This window comes from Erwinia billingiae Eb661 (assembly GCF_000196615.1).
Lineage (GTDB): Bacteria > Pseudomonadota > Gammaproteobacteria > Enterobacterales > Enterobacteriaceae > Erwinia > Erwinia billingiae.
The window spans coordinates 2,711,625-2,727,048 of the sequence record NC_014306.1 but is presented as its reverse complement, the minus strand read 5'-3'; the positions used below and the strand labels follow the sequence as shown (position 1 = coordinate 2,727,048).

Below are 15,424 nucleotides of genomic sequence, written 5' to 3'. Positions count from 1 at the left end.
CCGGATGCGTTTGTTTATTGCCGAAAAACCCAGTCTTGCCCGCGCTATCGCGGATGTCCTCCCTAAACCTCATCGCCGGGGCGACGGTTTTATTGCCTGCGGCCAGGACCAGATGGTCACCTGGTGCGTCGGTCACCTGTTGGAGCAGGCGCAACCAGACAGTTACAACAGCCGTTTTGCGCGTTGGTCACTGGCCGATCTGCCCATCGTGCCGGAAAAATGGCAGCTAAAACCGCGTCCCTCAGTGGCAAAACAGCTGAACGTCATTAAAGGCTTGCTGGAGCAGGCGACGGAAGTGGTTCACGCAGGTGACCCGGACCGTGAAGGTCAGCTACTGGTGGACGAGGTGCTGGACTATCTGTCTCTGCCGCCGGAAAAGCGCGCCAATGTTCAGCGCTGCCTGATTAACGATCTCAATCCCTCCGCCGTGGAGCGAGCCGTCAGCCGCTTGCGCGAGAATAAAGAATTTATCCCGCTGTGTGTTTCCGCCCTGGCGAGAGCACGGGCCGACTGGCTGTACGGCATCAACATGACGCGCGCCTATACTTTGCTGGGCCGTAACGCCGGCTATGATGGCCTGCTGTCCGTGGGACGTGTCCAGACGCCCGTTCTGGGGCTGGTGGTTCGCCGTGATGAGGAGATCGAAAACTTCATCGCCAAAGACTTCTTTGAAGTCAAAGCCCATATCGTCACACCGAAAGATGAACGCTTTGTTGCCTTATGGCAGCCCAGCGATTCTTGTGAACCCTATCAGGATGAAGAAGGGCGTTTGCTGCACCGTCCGCTGGCGGATCATGTGCTGGCGCGGATTGGTGGTCAACCGGCCAATGTCACCAGCTATAACGATAAAAGAGAGAATGACACCGCACCCTTGCCGTTCTCCCTTTCCAGCCTGCAGATTGAAGCCGGGAAACGCTTTGGCATGAGCGCACAAACGGTGCTGGATACCTGCCAGAAGCTGTATGAAACCCACAAGCTGATCACCTATCCACGTTCCGACAGTCGCTATCTGCCCGATGAGCACTTTGCCGGACGCCATGCGGTACTCAACGCCATCAATGCCCATCAACCCGATCTGACGCCGCCCGCGGATTTTGACAGCGATCGCCGTAATCGCTGCTGGGATGACAAAAAGGTCGATGCTCACCACGCTATCGTCCCGACAGCCAGAAGTTCTCAGGTCAGGCTGACCGAGAACGAAAGCACGATTTATCGTCTGATTGCCACGCAATACCTGATGCAGTTCTGCCCTGATGCCGTGTACCGCAAATGCGTGATCGAGCTGGATATTGCCGGCGGGAAATTTGTCGCCAAGGCTCGCTTCCTGGCGGAGGCCGGCTGGCGATCGCTGTTGGGCAGTAAAGAACGCGATGAGGAAAATGACGGCACGCCGCTGCCGGTGGTTGCCAAAGGTGACGAGCTGTTATGTGAACGGGGAGAAGTGGTAGAGAAGCAGACTCAGCCGCCGCGACCGTTCACCGATGCGACCTTATTATCTGCGATGACCGGCATTGCGCGATTTGTTCAGGATAAAGATCTAAAGAAAGTGCTGCGTGCGACCGATGGTTTAGGGACAGAAGCTACGCGCGCCGGGATTATTGAATTGTTGTTCAAGCGCGCCTTTTTGTTTAAAAAAGGGCGCTATATTCACTCCAGTCCCGCCGGGCGGGCGCTGATCCACTCGCTGCCAGAAATGGCGGCGCGTCCCGACATGACCGCCCATTGGGAATCCACGCTGACCAAAATCAGTGAAAAGCAGTGCCGCTACCAGGACTTTATGTTGCCGCTGGTTGAGACGCTGCATAATCTGATTTATCAGGCACGGCAGCAACCTGCTGCGCATGCCTTCCGTGGACTTCCGGCGGCTGAACCGAAAAAGCCGCGCCGTAAGGCGACTAAAGCGAAGGAAACTGAGTGATGAAATTATCAGGCGCATTAATGCTGGCCGGGATGTTGCTGGTGAGCCCGTTGTATGCCGCCGGTGAGGGCTGGAATCTCGGCACTGGCCACGGCAATAACGGCGGTAATCATAGCGGTAACAATCAGGGAAATAACAGCAACAGCCCGAATGCGGATGTGGTGGTGGATATGCCGCCGGAAGTCTGGACGCAAGGGCAGAACAACAATCAGCCGCCGTGCAATACCTGCTGCACCTACGAAAATCGGAGCTATACCGAAGGATCGGTGGTGAAGATGGAAGGGGTGTTATTACAGTGTTCGCGGGATGAAAAATCTTACGGGACTAATAATCTGATCTGGAAAACCATCAAGTAATCCACCGTTAAGCATTCTGAGATAGTAACCACAGAAGCCCGTGCCTCTGTGGTTATTTTTCACGATGACCTGACGGTCTGAACCAGGCGAAACTTACTTCGCCTCATCCAGGTTGAACTGTGCCCAGATTGGCGCATGGTCTGAAGGCTTTTCCATACTGCGAATATCATAGTCGATGCCGGTTGCCACACAGCGGGCAGCCAGAGGCTGACTGGCCAGCACCAGATCGATACGCAGTCCACGGTTATCATCAAACCCTTTTGAGCGGTAATCAAACCACGAGAAGCGATCGTTAGCTTCCGCATTCTCTGCGCGCCAGGTATCCACCAGTCCCCAACCCATCAGACGGTCCATCCACTCACGCTCTTCTGGCAGGAATGAACATTTGCCGGTGCGCAGCCAGCGCTTGCGGTTATCTTCACCAATACCGATATCCAGGTCAGTGGCACTGATGTTCATGTCGCCCATAATCACCACCGGATTTGTCGGTTTCTGATCGTTTTCCAGGTAGCTCTGCAGATCGCGGTAGAACTTCTCTTTTGCCGGGAATTTAGTCGGGTGGTCGCGGCTTTCGCCCTGTGGGAAGTAGCCGTTAAGCACGGTCAGGGTACCCACAGGCGTGGCAATGTCGGCCATAATCATCCGGCGCTGAGATTCCTCATCATCGCCGGCAAAACCGCGACGTACGGCAAGAGGCTCGTCTTTGGTTAACAGGGCAACGCCATAGTGACCTTTCTGGCCATGATAGAAGACGTGATAACCCAGCTTTGACACTTCTTCCAACGGGAACATATCGTCATGCACTTTGGTTTCTTGCAGGCCAATCACGTCTGGCTGGTGCTGCTCAATGATGGCGGCAAGCTGATGCGGACGGGCGCGCAGCCCATTGATATTAAAAGAAACAAATTTCATTGTGCTGACCAGATATCGAAGGAAACAGGGTTCGGATGGTAGCAAAAAAAGCGGGAGTTAAAAACCTATTTAGTGGAGGGAGTCGGTAGGGTAAAGGGAAGTAAAAGACGTAGGGGGTTGGTTGAGTTGGGGCGTGCGCCAAGGGTAAAAAATAAAAGGGCAGGGTTAGGTTAGGATGACCGGAGATGTTAAATGTGAGGATGCCTGGCCTGGCAGAGCATTAAAGGCGATGTTTGGTCGGGTCTGATGGTTTATGCAGAAGGTGAAGAGTTCGCGGCTGCGGAGCAGGAAGGATTTTTCGTCGCTTTGCGACTCACCCTTCGGGTCAAACCTTCGAGGTCGAAGCTTCTCATCCTCCCCCGTGGGGAATATGGAAAAGGGTACTTTGCATAGGAGTGCGGGAGATAAATGAGATGGTGGTGGGGGAAGGATTCGAACCTTCGAAGTCGATGACGGCAGATTTACAGTCTGATCCCTTTGGCCACTCGGGAACCCCACCACAGGGTTTTGCTTTATTTCTCAATTACTGCGCTTCAGTCACTGGCCTTGCTGCTGTGCCTGTAAGCGGGGCGCATCATATCAAATGAGAGGAGGCTGTAAAGCCTGAATTTAACGAAAAAGGTTTGTTTGCCGCTTTTTTATTCTGGCTGCTGCTTTGTCATACAAAACAGCAGCCTTGCTACAAATGAAATGCGTTGCTGCTTATAGAATAATGGTGCGGTTGCCGTAAACAAATACACGTTGCGCCAGTACCTGATACAGCGCGCGGCTTAACGCGTTCTTCTCAACGTCACGGCCTGCACGCATCATATCTTCTGCCGTGTAGGTGTGATCAACGTGGATGACGTCCTGCATGATGATCGGACCTTCATCAAGATTATCATTCACATAGTGTGCCGTCGCACCGATGATTTTCACGCCGCGCTCATACGCCTGATGATAAGGACGTGCACCAATAAAGGCGGGCAGGAACGAATGATGAATGTTGATGATCTGATTTGGGTAACGCTGCACGAATCCTGGGGTCAGTACACGCATATACTTGGCCAGAACCACGTAATCAGGCTGGTAGCGATCGATCTCTGCCGCCATATTGTTATCGTGATCTTCGCGGGAAAGCCCTTCATGGCTGACCAGGATAAACGGAATATCAAAACGCTCAACCAGCGTGCGCAAGGTTTCGTGGTTACCAATCACCGCAGCGATCTCAACATCCAACCCGCCGTAGGTGCTCTTCATCAGCAAATCACCCAGACAATGGGCTTCTTTGGTAACCAGAATAACGATACGGCGACGACCCGCTGAATTTAACTCGCGAATGGAGCCGGTTGGCAGCGCACTGTCCAGGTCCGCCAACAGCGTGGTGTCGTTAAATATCCCTTCCAGCTCGGTACGCATGAAAAAGCGTCCGGTGCGATGATCGACGAACTCATTGTTCTGTACGATATTCAGCTCGTGCTTGTAGCAAATATTGGTGATCTTGGCGATCAGACCTTTTGCGTCTGGGCAGATGGTCCGTAATACTTTTCGTTGCAGTGTTTGCGCTTGCATTGCAGTGGTGATCCTGTCGAAGCAATTCTTTATAAGATCAGCGACCTTACTGGCCGCAGCATTTCTTGAATTTTTTGCCGGAGCCGCAGGGGCAGCGGTCATTTCGCCCTGTTTCAGGGTAAGTGCCGTCAATATAGTACCAGCGTTGTTCTACCCGAACAAAGCGGGAACGCTCATGAATAAAGCTTTCGCGCTGATTTTCAGAGAAACGAGCAAAGAATGTCACAAACCCTTCGGATTTATCCCCAGGTTCTTCTGCCGAAATAATCTGTAAACTCAACCAGCGGGTCGCCTCAAAGCTTTGCTCAAGGCTGGCATGAAAACGTTGCGGATCGCAGGAGGGATGCCAGGTGGCGACCAAATAGTCGGCATCTTTCAGCACATAGGCAGTGTAGCGCGAACGCATTAAGGCTTCTGGTATGGCAGGAATGTCGTCACCTTTAAGAAAGGGCTGGCAACATACGCTATACTGCATTCCGCTTCCGCACGGGCAAAGTTCTGACACGTTGACTCCAGTGAGTGTAAAAGTCGAAAGATTTTGGGCGTCATGGTAACCGAGCAGTCACGATGATGCCATTTGTAAGTTAAGCAATCGTCAGGGGTAGAATGAGACAGGTAAAAATTGGACTGGCACTGGGATCGGGTGCCGCCAAGGGATGGGCGCATATTGGTGTTATCAATGCGCTGGAGCGGGCTGGGATTAAAGTCGATGTGGTCGCGGGGTGCTCCGTTGGGGCGCTGGTGGGCGCAGCGTATGCCAGTAAACGTCTTCCCATCCTCGAAACCTGGGTTCGTTCCTTCAGCTATTGGGATGTGATCCGCCTGATGGATTTCTCGTGGCGTCGCGGTGGCCTGCTGCGGGGAGAACGGGTGTTCAACCACGTTCGCCGGCTGGTTAATCACGAAAACATTGAAGAGTGCGATCTGCCTTTCGGCGCGGTGGCGACCAACCTCAGCACCGGGCGTGAGCTGTGGCTGACTGAAGGCGATCTGCATATGGCGGTGCGGGCGTCATGCAGCATGCCCGGTCTGTTAGCCCCGGTAGCCTATAACGGTTACTGGCTGGTGGACGGCGCGGTGGTCAATCCGGTGCCGGTGTCGCTGACCCGGGCACTGGGCGCCGATATCGTGATTGCCGTTGACCTGCAACACGACGCGCACCTGATGCAACAGGATCTGCTGTCAGTGACGCCGCAATCCGCAGATGAAGTCGAAGCTGCAGCAACCAGCTGGGGAGGGCGCCTGCGTCAGAGCCTCGCCAGAGTAGCCCACCGCAAGGTTAATCAAACGCCTGGCGCGATGGAAATCATGTCCACCTCTATTCAGGTGCTTGAGAACCGGTTGAAGAGAAATCGTATGGCAGGCGATCCGCCAGACGTATTGATCCAGCCATTGTGCCCTCAGATTTCCACACTGGATTTCCATCGCGCAGAAGAGGCTATCGAGGCGGGTAAGCTGGCGGTAGAGAAGAAGATGGATGAATTACTGCCGCTGGTTCGTCAAGCTGCGTTGCCGGATGAGTGAAATATGACTCTTCAGGCAATTCTTAGAGGCGAGAATGTGGATTATGAGCCACTATTGACTAATCCGGTGTACAGGGGGGGATGATGGACAAGCCATTAAGCGGAAAAAAGATTCTGATTGTTGAAGACGAAGTCGTTTTCCGCTCTCTTCTTGACAACTATCTAGCGGCTCTTGGGGCTGAGATAATGCTGGCAGACGATGGACTGCAAGCGCTTGAAAAACTCAATGAGTCTGCGCATGACCTGATGATTTGCGACCTGGCTATGCCAAAGATGGACGGGTTGAAGCTGGTTGAACATATGCGTAGTAAAGGCAACACCATGCCGATACTGGTGATCTCCGCAACGGAAAACATGGCTGACATTGCCCAGGTGCTACGCCTCGGGGTGCAGGACGTGTTGTTAAAACCGCTGAAAGATCTGGCCCGCTTACGCGAGGCCGTCTACGAATGCCTCTATCCATCGATGTTCACTTCAAAAGTGGAAGAAGACGAACAGCTATTCCAGGACTGGGATGCGCTGGTGCGGGATCCGAATGCCGCGTCGAAACTGCTTAAGCAACTGCAGCCGCCTGTACAGCAGGTTATCGCCAACTGTCGCATCAATTACCGTCAGCTCACGATGGCCGAAGAGCCGGGCTTGGTATTGGATATCGCCGCGCTGTCCGAGAAAGATCTGGCATTCTATTGCCTGGACGTGACCCGCGCGGGCGATAATGGCGTGCTGGCCGCTTTATTACTGCGCGCGCTGTTCAATGGACTGTTGCAGGATCAATTATCAGGCCAGTCGCCACGATTGCCTGAATTAAATGGCTTGTTAAAACAGGTCAATTTGCTGTTACGCCAGGCCAATCTAAAAGGGCAGTTCCCACTGCTGGTCGGCTATTACCATCAAGGATTAAAGAATTTGATCCTCGTTTCCGCTGGTTTAAACGCCACCCTTAACGTCAACACCCATCAAATTCAACTCAGCAACGGTGTTCCACTTGGTACATTGGGCAGCACCCACCTAAACCAAATAAGCCAGCGTTGTGAAGCCTGGCAATGCCAGGTTTGGGGCGCTGGTGGCAGGCTGCGCCTGATGTTGTCCACGGATTAACCACTCGTCAGAAATCCTGTTTGCTGCTGGCAGACAGGGCCAAAGATAAGCTTTACACTTGGGTAATAGTCTTAATTTTTGCTGAAAGGGTTCATCCAGGATAAATCCGTCAGGGTTCCACTGGTATACTCATCTCGTTTTTAACTCGACATATCAAGTAATAACTTGAACGGCCTATAAAGAGAGGTACTTAGATGTCTGCCTATAAGTCCAAAGTAAAAAAAGCGGTTATCCCTGTAGCTGGTTTGGGAACGCGTATGTTGCCTGCAACCAAAGCCATTCCAAAAGAAATGTTGCCACTGGTTGATAAGCCGTTAATTCAGTATGTCGTTAACGAATGTATCGCAGCTGGGATCACTGAGATTGTGCTGGTAACGCACTCCTCTAAAAACGCCATCGAAAACCACTTCGACACCAGTTTCGAGCTGGAATCGATGTTGGAAAAACGTGTTAAGCGTCAGTTGCTGGAAGAAATCCAGTCTATTTGCCCGCCACACGTAACCATCATGCAGGTCCGTCAGGGTCTGGCTAAAGGTCTGGGCCACGCAGTAATGTGTGCTTACCCGGTTGTCGGTGACGAACCTTTCGCCGTTATCCTGCCTGACGTAATCATCGATGAATACGAATCAAACCTGGCTACTGAGAACTTGGCCGATATGATGCGTCGTTTCGATGAAACCGGCCGCAGCCAGATCATGGTTGAGCCAGTTTCTGACGTAACAGCTTACGGTGTGGTTGACTGCCAGGGTGCTGAACTGTCTGCTGGTCAGAGCGCACCGATGGTCGGTGTGGTTGAGAAGCCTAAAGCGGATAAAGCCCCTTCAAACCTGGCGGTTGTTGGCCGTTATGTTCTGTCTGCTGATATCTGGCCACTGCTGGCGAAAACGCCTCCAGGTGCAGGTGATGAAATTCAGCTGACTGACTCCATCGCTATGCTGATGGAAAAATCGACTGTAGAAGCTTATCACCTGAAAGGCGTGAGCCATGACTGTGGTAACAAGCTGGGCTACATGCAGGCTTTCGTTGAATACGGCGTACGTCACGATTCTCTGGGTAGCGACTTTAAAGAGTGGCTCGAAAGCACTGTTGGCAATAGTAAGTAAATTTAATTTCTAACCGGGACAATTCAATGAAAGTCACCGTATTTGGTATCGGCTATGTTGGTCTGGTTCAGGCTGCGGTTCTGGCCGAAGTCGGACATGACGTTCTTTGTATCGATGTCGACGCAAGTAAAGTCGAGAATCTGAAGAAAGGGATCATTCCTATTTTTGAACCGGGCCTGACGCCTCTGGTGATGCAGAACTATGAGAGCGGTCGCCTCAAGTTCTCCACCAACGCGGAAGAAGGTGTGAATCACGGCACGATGCAGTTTATCGCCGTGGGAACACCTCCGGATGAAGACGGCTCTGCGGATCTGAAATATGTTACCGCTGTAGCACGCACCATCGCAGAACACATGCAGGATCACAAAGTTGTGATCGACAAGTCTACGGTTCCTGTTGGAACGGCAGACCGTGTTCGTGCGGTAATGGAAGAGACGCTGAAAGCACGTGGTGCTGAGATTGCGTTTGATGTGGTGTCTAACCCTGAATTCCTCAAGGAAGGTGCAGCAGTCAGCGACTGTATGCGTCCTGAGCGTATTGTTGTGGGTACAGACAATGATGAAGTTGTTGAGCTGCTGCGCGAGCTGTACGAGCCCTTCAACCGTAATCATGACCGCATGATTTTAATGGATATTCGTAGTGCTGAGCTGACCAAGTATGCGGCAAACTGCATGCTGGCCACTAAAATCAGCTTTATGAATGAGATCTCCAACCTGGCAGAACGCCTGGGTGCAGATATCGAGAAAGTGCGTCAGGGCATTGGTTCTGACTCCCGTATCGGTTACTCCTTCATCTATCCTGGCTGCGGCTATGGCGGATCCTGCTTCCCGAAAGACGTTCAGGCGCTGATCCGCACTGCAGAACAGATTGGTTACAAGCCACGTCTGTTGCAGGCGGTTGAAGACGTCAACGATTCGCAGAAGAACAAGCTGCCAACCTTCATCAAACGTCATTTCGGTGACAATCTGCAGGGCAAAACGTTTGCACTGTGGGGGCTTTCTTTCAAGCCAAACACCGATGACATGCGTGAAGCGTCAAGCCGTGTGCTGATGGAAGCACTCTGGCAGGCAGGTGCATACGTTCAGGCTTTCGACCCGGAAGCAATGGACGAAGCACAGCGCGTCTATGGCCACCGCAGCGATTTGAAGCTGATGGGAACCAAAGAAGCCGCTCTGCAAGGTGCTGATGGCCTGGTCATCTGTACCGAATGGCAGAACTTCCGTGCACCGGATTTTGATGTCATTAAAAATGCTCTGAAAGAACCCGTGATTTTTGATGGTCGTAACCTGTATGATCCAGAAAGAATCAGTAAGCGCGGTTTTGTTTATTATGCAATCGGCCGCGGCGCTTCTATCCAAATTGCATAACTAACGAGGGCAGTATGAAATATCTGGTAACCGGCGCAGCAGGATTTATTGGCTTCCACGTAGCGGAGCGCCTGCTGTCCGCCGGTCACCAGGTTGTCGGTATCGACAACCTGAATGACTATTATGACGTTAACCTGAAACTTGCCCGCCTCAAACTTCTTGAGCCTCATGCGCAGTTTACCTTTATCAAGCTGGATCTTGCTGACAGAGAGGGCATCGCCCAACTGTTCCGCGACCAGGCTTTTGAGCGTGTTATTCATTTGGGTGCTCAGGCTGGTGTACGTTATTCGCTCGATAATCCTTTAGCTTATGCAGATGCGAATCTGATTGGTCACCTGAATATTCTTGAAGGGTGCCGACATAATCACATTGGCCACTTATTGTATGCCTCATCCAGTTCCGTTTATGGGCTGAACAATAAGATGCCATTCTCTACCGATGACTCCGTTGACCATCCTGTGTCGCTGTATGCGGCAACCAAGAAGGCCAACGAATTAATGTCCCACACCTATTCTCACCTGTACGGTATTCCAACCACCGGGGTGCGGTTCTTCACCGTATATGGCCCATGGGGAAGGCCGGACATGGCTTTATTTAAGTTCACCCGCGCCATGCTGGCCGGAGAACAAATTGATGTCTACAACAATGGCCAGATGCGCCGCGACTTCACCTACATTGATGATATCGCCGAAGCGATTGTTCGCCTGCAGGATGTGATCCCGCAAGCGAACCCAGACTGGACCGTTGAGCAGGGGAGCCCTGCAAGCAGCTCAGCGCCGTATTGCGTATACAATATTGGTAACAGCAACCCTGTCACGCTGATGGCGTATATAGAGGCGCTGGAGAAGGCGTTAGGCATCAGTGCGAAGAAGAACATGCTGCCAATGCAACCGGGTGACGTGCTGGAAACCAGCGCTGATACTCGTGCGCTGTTTAATGCCATTGGCTTTAAACCTCAAACCGGTGTCGAAGAAGGGATTGCTAACTTTGTCAGTTGGTATCGTTCTTTCTATAAGGTCTGAACGATCGGCAGCGTAGGATAAAGGGGCTGAGGCTCCTTTTTTTTTTGCTTTGGGAAAAGTGATGGCTTGAAAAATGGGAAATAAAAAACCCATCGCAAGGATGGGTTTCTCAGAAGCACTTGAAGTCACGATTACAGCAGGAAATCGTCCAGCTGCTTACCTTGTTCTTCGATAGCTTTTTTGATCACGGCTGGAGTACGACCCTGACCTGTCCAGGTTTTCGCTTCGCCATTTTCATCAGTATATTTGTATTTGGCCGGACGGGCAGCGCGTTTTGCTTTGCCTGGTGCTTTAACAGCGGCCAGGGTGGACAGCAATTCGTTAGGATCGATGCCATCAGCAATCAGCATTTCGCGATACTGCTGCAGCTTGCGTGTGCGTTCCTGGTTTTCAGCCTGAGCATGGCTTTCTTCTTCGCGGCGCTCATTAACAACAACTTCCAGTTTTTCCAGCATCTCTTCCAGCGTTTCCAGGGTACATTCTCTGGCTTGAGCACGCAGGGTACGAATGTTGTTCAAAATTTTAAGTGCTTCGCTCATTATATGAATCTCAAAAATTATAAAGGTGGGAGAATTGTTCTGCCCGATAATAATAGAGTGCGTAAATACGAACTGCAATAGTTAATTTTGTAAGGATTTCAGAATAAGGAAAATCCGCCAACTGCCCCTGTTGTAATTAATCCGCATAAAAGGTTGGCTGCTAAAAATAATGCCTGCTTTGTAATCGCTATCAGATGTAAGACAAAGCCCGACGGGCGTTCACGCCTTGTATAATAAAATCAGCCAGGTAAACCGTGGACATTTTTTCAGGTTTACAGCAATATCTTTCAGGAAATTCCGCGAATATTAGCAGAGTCGATTTAGCCTTTTTATTCGTTTAATGCCTAAAAGTGACAAAGACTGGAAAAACTAAATCTGGAAAAAGAAGGGATATTTCAACAACATTGTCAGCAGGTTGTACATTTTCTCACGCCCGTCGCGTCACCGTTGCGTGATGATTAAAGCCCTTTCGACCGTAGTACCCTGTGGTACAATTCTGAGCATTCTTCGAAACATTCCTAAGGGAGCGAGCGCAAATGGCTCAGCTGTATTTCTACTATTCCGCGATGAACGCCGGCAAATCTACCGCCCTGTTGCAGTCGTCTTATAACTACCAGGAGCGGGGGATGCGGACTATCGTCTACACCGCCGAGATTGACAACCGATTCGGTTCGGGCAAGGTGAGTTCGAGAATAGGCCTGTCTTCACCCGCGAAATTGTATAATAACGAGTCGGCACTTTTTGATGAGATTAGCGCTCAGCATCTGCTGGAACCGGTTCACTGTGTGTTAGTCGATGAAAGCCAGTTTCTTACCCGTGAACAGGTAAAAGCCTTATCTGATGTAGTAGATAATCTGGATATACCTGTACTCTGTTATGGATTGCGTACAGATTTTCGCGGTGAATTATTTACCGGTAGCCAGTACTTATTAGCCTGGTCAGATAAGCTGGTTGAATTAAAAACCGTTTGTCACTGCGGAAGAAAAGCGGGAATGGTATTAAGGTTAGATCAAAATGGCGCACCTTTTAAAGAAGGTGAACAGGTTGTCATTGGTGGCAATGAGCGTTACGTGTCCGTCTGTAGAAAGCATTACAAAGCAGCGATAGAGCAGGGATGTTTACAGGCAGTACATGGTAAGAACGGGATTAAATAAAGACCGTCATCCAGGTAGTTTATGAGAAAACTAAGCCTGCATGTTATTTCAAAGGTTGATTAGTTTTTCTTACGAATTGCGCCAATAAAAAACCCGCCGGTTGGCGGGTTTTTTTTAAGCAACTTTTACTTTTTCACTTTCTTTTCGACTTTCTTAACCGCGACCGGTTGGGCTTCAATCGCTTCGGCGATGTTGGCAAACACTTCCTGGTACTCAACGCCGTAGAAAGTATCCAGCATGATTTGTTTTAGCTCAGCAATCAGCGGATAGCGTGGGTTAGCACCGGTACACTGGTCATCGAAGGCATCTTCAGCCAGCTTATCGACTTTCGCCAGGAAATCAGCTTCCTGTACGCCAGCCTCGCGGATTGATTTAGGGATACCCAGTTGCGCTTTCATCTCTTCCAGCCAGGCCAGCAGTTTCTCAATTTTCTGCGCCGTACGGTCACCAGGTGCGCTCAGACGCAGATGGTCAGCCACTTCGGCATAACGACGACGAGCCTGCGGACGATCGTACTGACTGAATGCTGTCTGTTTGGTTGGGTTATCGTTAGCGTTATAGCGGATAACGTTACAAATCAGCAGGGCGTTAGCCAGACCGTGTGGAATATGGAACTCTGAACCCAGTTTGTGGGCCATTGAGTGGCAAACCCCAAGGAAGGCGTTGGCAAACGCGATACCGGCGATGGTGGCAGCATTGTGCACACGCTCACGGGCTACCGGGTTTTTAGCGCCTTCGTTGTAACTGGCCGGCAGGTTCTCCTGCAACAGTTTCAGCGCTTGCAGCGCCTGACCATCAGAGTACTCATTGGCCAGCACAGACACATAGGCTTCCAGAGAGTGGGTAACCGCATCCAGACCGCCGAAGGCACAGAGTGACTTAGGCATGTTCATCACCAGGTTGGCATCGACAATCGCCATGTCCGGGGTCAGCGCATAGTCAGCCAGCGGATATTTCTGGCCAGTCGCATCGTCGGTCACTACCGCAAATGGTGTCACTTCTGAACCGGTACCGGAGGTGGTAGTGATAGCAATCATTTTTGCTTTCACGCCCATTTTCGGGAATTTGTAGATGCGTTTACGGATATCCATAAAGCGCAGCGCCAGTTCTTCAAAGTGGGTTTCCGGATGTTCGTACATCACCCACATGATTTTCGCGGCGTCCATCGGTGAACCGCCGCCCAGGGCGATAATCACATCAGGTTTGAAGGAGTTCATCTGCTCAGCCCCTTTACGCACAATGCTCAGCGTTGGGTCAGCTTCTACTTCGAAGAACACTTCAGTTTCAATGCCGTGAGATTTCAGCACTGACACCACCTGATCAGCGTAACCGTTGTTGAACAGATAGCGGTCAGTGACGATAAAGGCGCGTTTTGCTCCATCGGTCGCCACTTCTTCAAGAGCGATAGGCAATGAGCCGCGACGGAAGTAGATAGACTTAGGAAGTTTATGCCACAACATATTCTCTGCTCGCTTAGCCACGGTTTTCTTGTTGATCAGATGTTTAGGTCCGACGTTTTCAGAAATGGAGTTACCACCCCAGGAACCACAGCCCAGCGTCAGAGACGGCGCCAGTTTAAAGTTGTACAGGTCACCGATACCACCCTGTGAAGCCGGGGTGTTAATCAGGATACGTGCGGTCTTCATTTTGTCGCCGAAGTAGTTAACACGCTCACGCTCGTTATCCTGGTCGGTGTACAGACAAGAGGTGTGACCGATACCGCCCATAGCGACCAGTTTTTCCGCTTTGCTAACCGCATCGTGGAAATCTTTCGCACGGTACATGGCAAGGGTAGGAGAGAGTTTTTCATGGGCGAAGGGCTCGGATTCATCAACCAGCTGCACTTCGCCAATCAGAATCTTGGTGCTTGGAGGCACGTTGATGCCGGCCATCTCGGCAATTTTCACCGCTGGCTGGCCCACGATAGCGGCATTCAGCCCACCGTTTTTCAGGATGATATCCTGCACAGCTTTTAAATCGCTGCCCTGCAGCATGTAGCCGCCGTGGCTGGCGAAACGCTCGCGAACCGCGTCATAAGCGGAGTCGACCACGATGACGGACTGCTCAGACGCACAGATTACGCCGTTATCGAAGGTTTTGGACATCAGGATAGATGCCACAGCACGCTTGATATCTGCCGTTTCATCGATAACTACCGGGGTATTACCTGCACCCACACCAATTGCTGGTTTACCGGAGCTGTAGGCCGCTTTAACCATGCCTGGACCACCGGTCGCAAGGATCAGGTTTATCTCTGGGTGGTGCATCAGCTGGTTTGACAGCTCAACAGACGGGGCATCGATCCAGCCGATGATATCTTTTGGCGCACCGGCGGCGATAGCAGCCTGCAGCACAATATCGGCCGCTTTATTGGTCGCGTCTTTCGCTCTTGGATGTGGTGAGAAGATAATGCCGTTACGGGTTTTGAGGCTGATCAGCGCTTTGAAGATGGCGGTAGAAGTTGGGTTAGTCGTTGGCACGATACCGCAGATCAGGCCGATAGGTTCAGCGATAGTGATGGTGCCGAAGGTCTCATCAGTACCGAGAATACCGCAGGTTTTTTCGTCTTTGTAAGCGTTATAGATGTATTCGGAAGCGAAGTGGTTTTTGATAACTTTGTCTTCAACGATCCCCATACCGGATTCCGCAACGGCCATTTTGGCCAGTGGAATGCGTGCATCTGCTGCAGCTAACGCTGCGGCACGGAAAATTTTGTCGACCTGCTCTTGAGTGAAGTTGGCGTATTCGCGCTGTGCTTTTTTAACACGTTCAACAAGTGCGTTAAGTTCAGCAACATTAGTAACGGCCATAATGCATCTCCTGATGGAAGTTAAACTCTATTAGTAAACAAGTCAGAATCAGGAAGTATAGTCATGCGTTG

The 15,424-nt window shown here is 51.2% G+C and carries 13 protein-coding genes, 1 tRNA gene and 1 other RNA gene; 8 read left to right on the top strand and 7 right to left on the bottom strand.

What is annotated here, in order from left to right:
- Window positions 1-4: 4 nt before the first annotated feature.
- Together EBC_RS13825 and EBC_RS13820 are read left to right on the top strand one after the other, a co-directional pair.
- Complete coding sequence (locus EBC_RS13825; RefSeq protein WP_013202431.1) at window positions 5-1,918, top strand: DNA topoisomerase III; 1,914 nt, start codon at window positions 5-7, stop codon at window positions 1,916-1,918.
- On the top strand, window positions 1,918-2,274 hold the full coding sequence (locus EBC_RS13820; RefSeq protein WP_013202430.1) for a YnjH family protein: 357 nt from the start codon (window positions 1,918-1,920) through the stop codon (window positions 2,272-2,274). Before EBC_RS13825 ends, EBC_RS13820 begins: the two co-directional genes overlap by 1 nt.
- Window positions 2,275-2,367: 93 nt before the next feature.
- Here the strand turns inward: EBC_RS13820 and xthA are convergent, their stop codons facing one another.
- From xthA to EBC_RS13800, 5 genes are all read right to left on the bottom strand, one after another.
- On the bottom strand, window positions 2,368-3,186 hold the full coding sequence (xthA, locus tag EBC_RS13815; protein WP_013202429.1) for an exodeoxyribonuclease III: 819 nt from the start codon (window positions 3,184-3,186) through the stop codon (window positions 2,368-2,370).
- A 277-nt stretch (window positions 3,187-3,463) separates the two neighbouring features.
- A non-coding RNA gene (locus EBC_RS24820) (RtT sRNA) lies at window positions 3,464-3,560 on the bottom strand.
- A 40-nt stretch (window positions 3,561-3,600) separates the two neighbouring features.
- Window positions 3,601-3,685: transfer RNA gene (locus EBC_RS13810), tRNA-Tyr, on the bottom strand.
- Window positions 3,686-3,888: 203 nt separating this feature from the next.
- Window positions 3,889-4,737: a formyltetrahydrofolate deformylase gene (gene purU, locus EBC_RS13805; RefSeq protein WP_013202428.1), complete on the bottom strand. Its 849-nt coding sequence runs from the start codon at window positions 4,735-4,737 to the stop codon at window positions 3,889-3,891.
- Between the two features lie 46 nt (window positions 4,738-4,783).
- Window positions 4,784-5,242: a YchJ family protein gene (locus EBC_RS13800; RefSeq protein WP_013202427.1), complete on the bottom strand. Its 459-nt coding sequence runs from the start codon at window positions 5,240-5,242 to the stop codon at window positions 4,784-4,786.
- 101 nt (window positions 5,243-5,343) lie between these two features.
- On the opposite strand from EBC_RS13800, the gene rssA reads away from it, so the two are divergent.
- The 5 genes from rssA (at window position 5,344) to EBC_RS13775 (ending at window position 10,850) form a co-directional block, all read left to right on the top strand.
- Entirely contained in the window at window positions 5,344-6,261 is a 918-nt protein-coding gene (gene rssA / locus EBC_RS13795) for a patatin-like phospholipase RssA (RefSeq protein WP_013202426.1), read from the top strand.
- 83 nt (window positions 6,262-6,344) lie between these two features.
- Window positions 6,345-7,358 carry a two-component system response regulator RssB gene (gene rssB / locus EBC_RS13790; RefSeq protein WP_013202425.1) on the top strand — a complete coding sequence of 338 codons (1,014 nt, stop codon included), beginning with the start codon at window positions 6,345-6,347 and terminating at the stop codon, window positions 7,356-7,358.
- A gap of 194 nt (window positions 7,359-7,552) precedes the next feature.
- Entirely contained in the window at window positions 7,553-8,461 is a 909-nt protein-coding gene (gene galU / locus EBC_RS13785; protein WP_013202424.1) for a UTP--glucose-1-phosphate uridylyltransferase GalU, read from the top strand.
- Between the two features lie 26 nt (window positions 8,462-8,487).
- Window positions 8,488-9,828 carry a UDP-glucose dehydrogenase family protein gene (locus EBC_RS13780; protein WP_013202423.1) on the top strand — a complete coding sequence of 447 codons (1,341 nt, stop codon included), beginning with the start codon at window positions 8,488-8,490 and terminating at the stop codon, window positions 9,826-9,828.
- A 14-nt stretch (window positions 9,829-9,842) separates the two neighbouring features.
- Window positions 9,843-10,850 carry an NAD-dependent epimerase gene (locus tag EBC_RS13775; RefSeq protein ID WP_013202422.1) on the top strand — a complete coding sequence of 336 codons (1,008 nt, stop codon included), beginning with the start codon at window positions 9,843-9,845 and terminating at the stop codon, window positions 10,848-10,850.
- 131 nt (window positions 10,851-10,981) lie between these two features.
- Here the strand turns inward: EBC_RS13775 and hns are convergent, their stop codons facing one another.
- On the bottom strand, window positions 10,982-11,389 hold the full coding sequence (gene hns, locus EBC_RS13770; RefSeq protein WP_013202421.1) for a histone-like nucleoid-structuring protein H-NS: 408 nt from the start codon (window positions 11,387-11,389) through the stop codon (window positions 10,982-10,984).
- Between the two features lie 536 nt (window positions 11,390-11,925).
- Between hns and tdk the strand changes: the two genes are divergently transcribed.
- On the top strand, window positions 11,926-12,543 hold the full coding sequence (gene tdk, locus EBC_RS13765; protein ID WP_013202420.1) for a thymidine kinase: 618 nt from the start codon (window positions 11,926-11,928) through the stop codon (window positions 12,541-12,543).
- Window positions 12,544-12,668: 125 nt separating this feature from the next.
- Here tdk and adhE read toward each other — a convergent pair whose 3' ends face one another.
- A complete protein-coding gene (gene adhE / locus EBC_RS13760; RefSeq protein WP_013202419.1) occupies window positions 12,669-15,353 on the bottom strand; it encodes a bifunctional acetaldehyde-CoA/alcohol dehydrogenase in 2,685 nt (894 codons plus the stop codon).
- Window positions 15,354-15,424 lie beyond the last annotated feature (71 nt).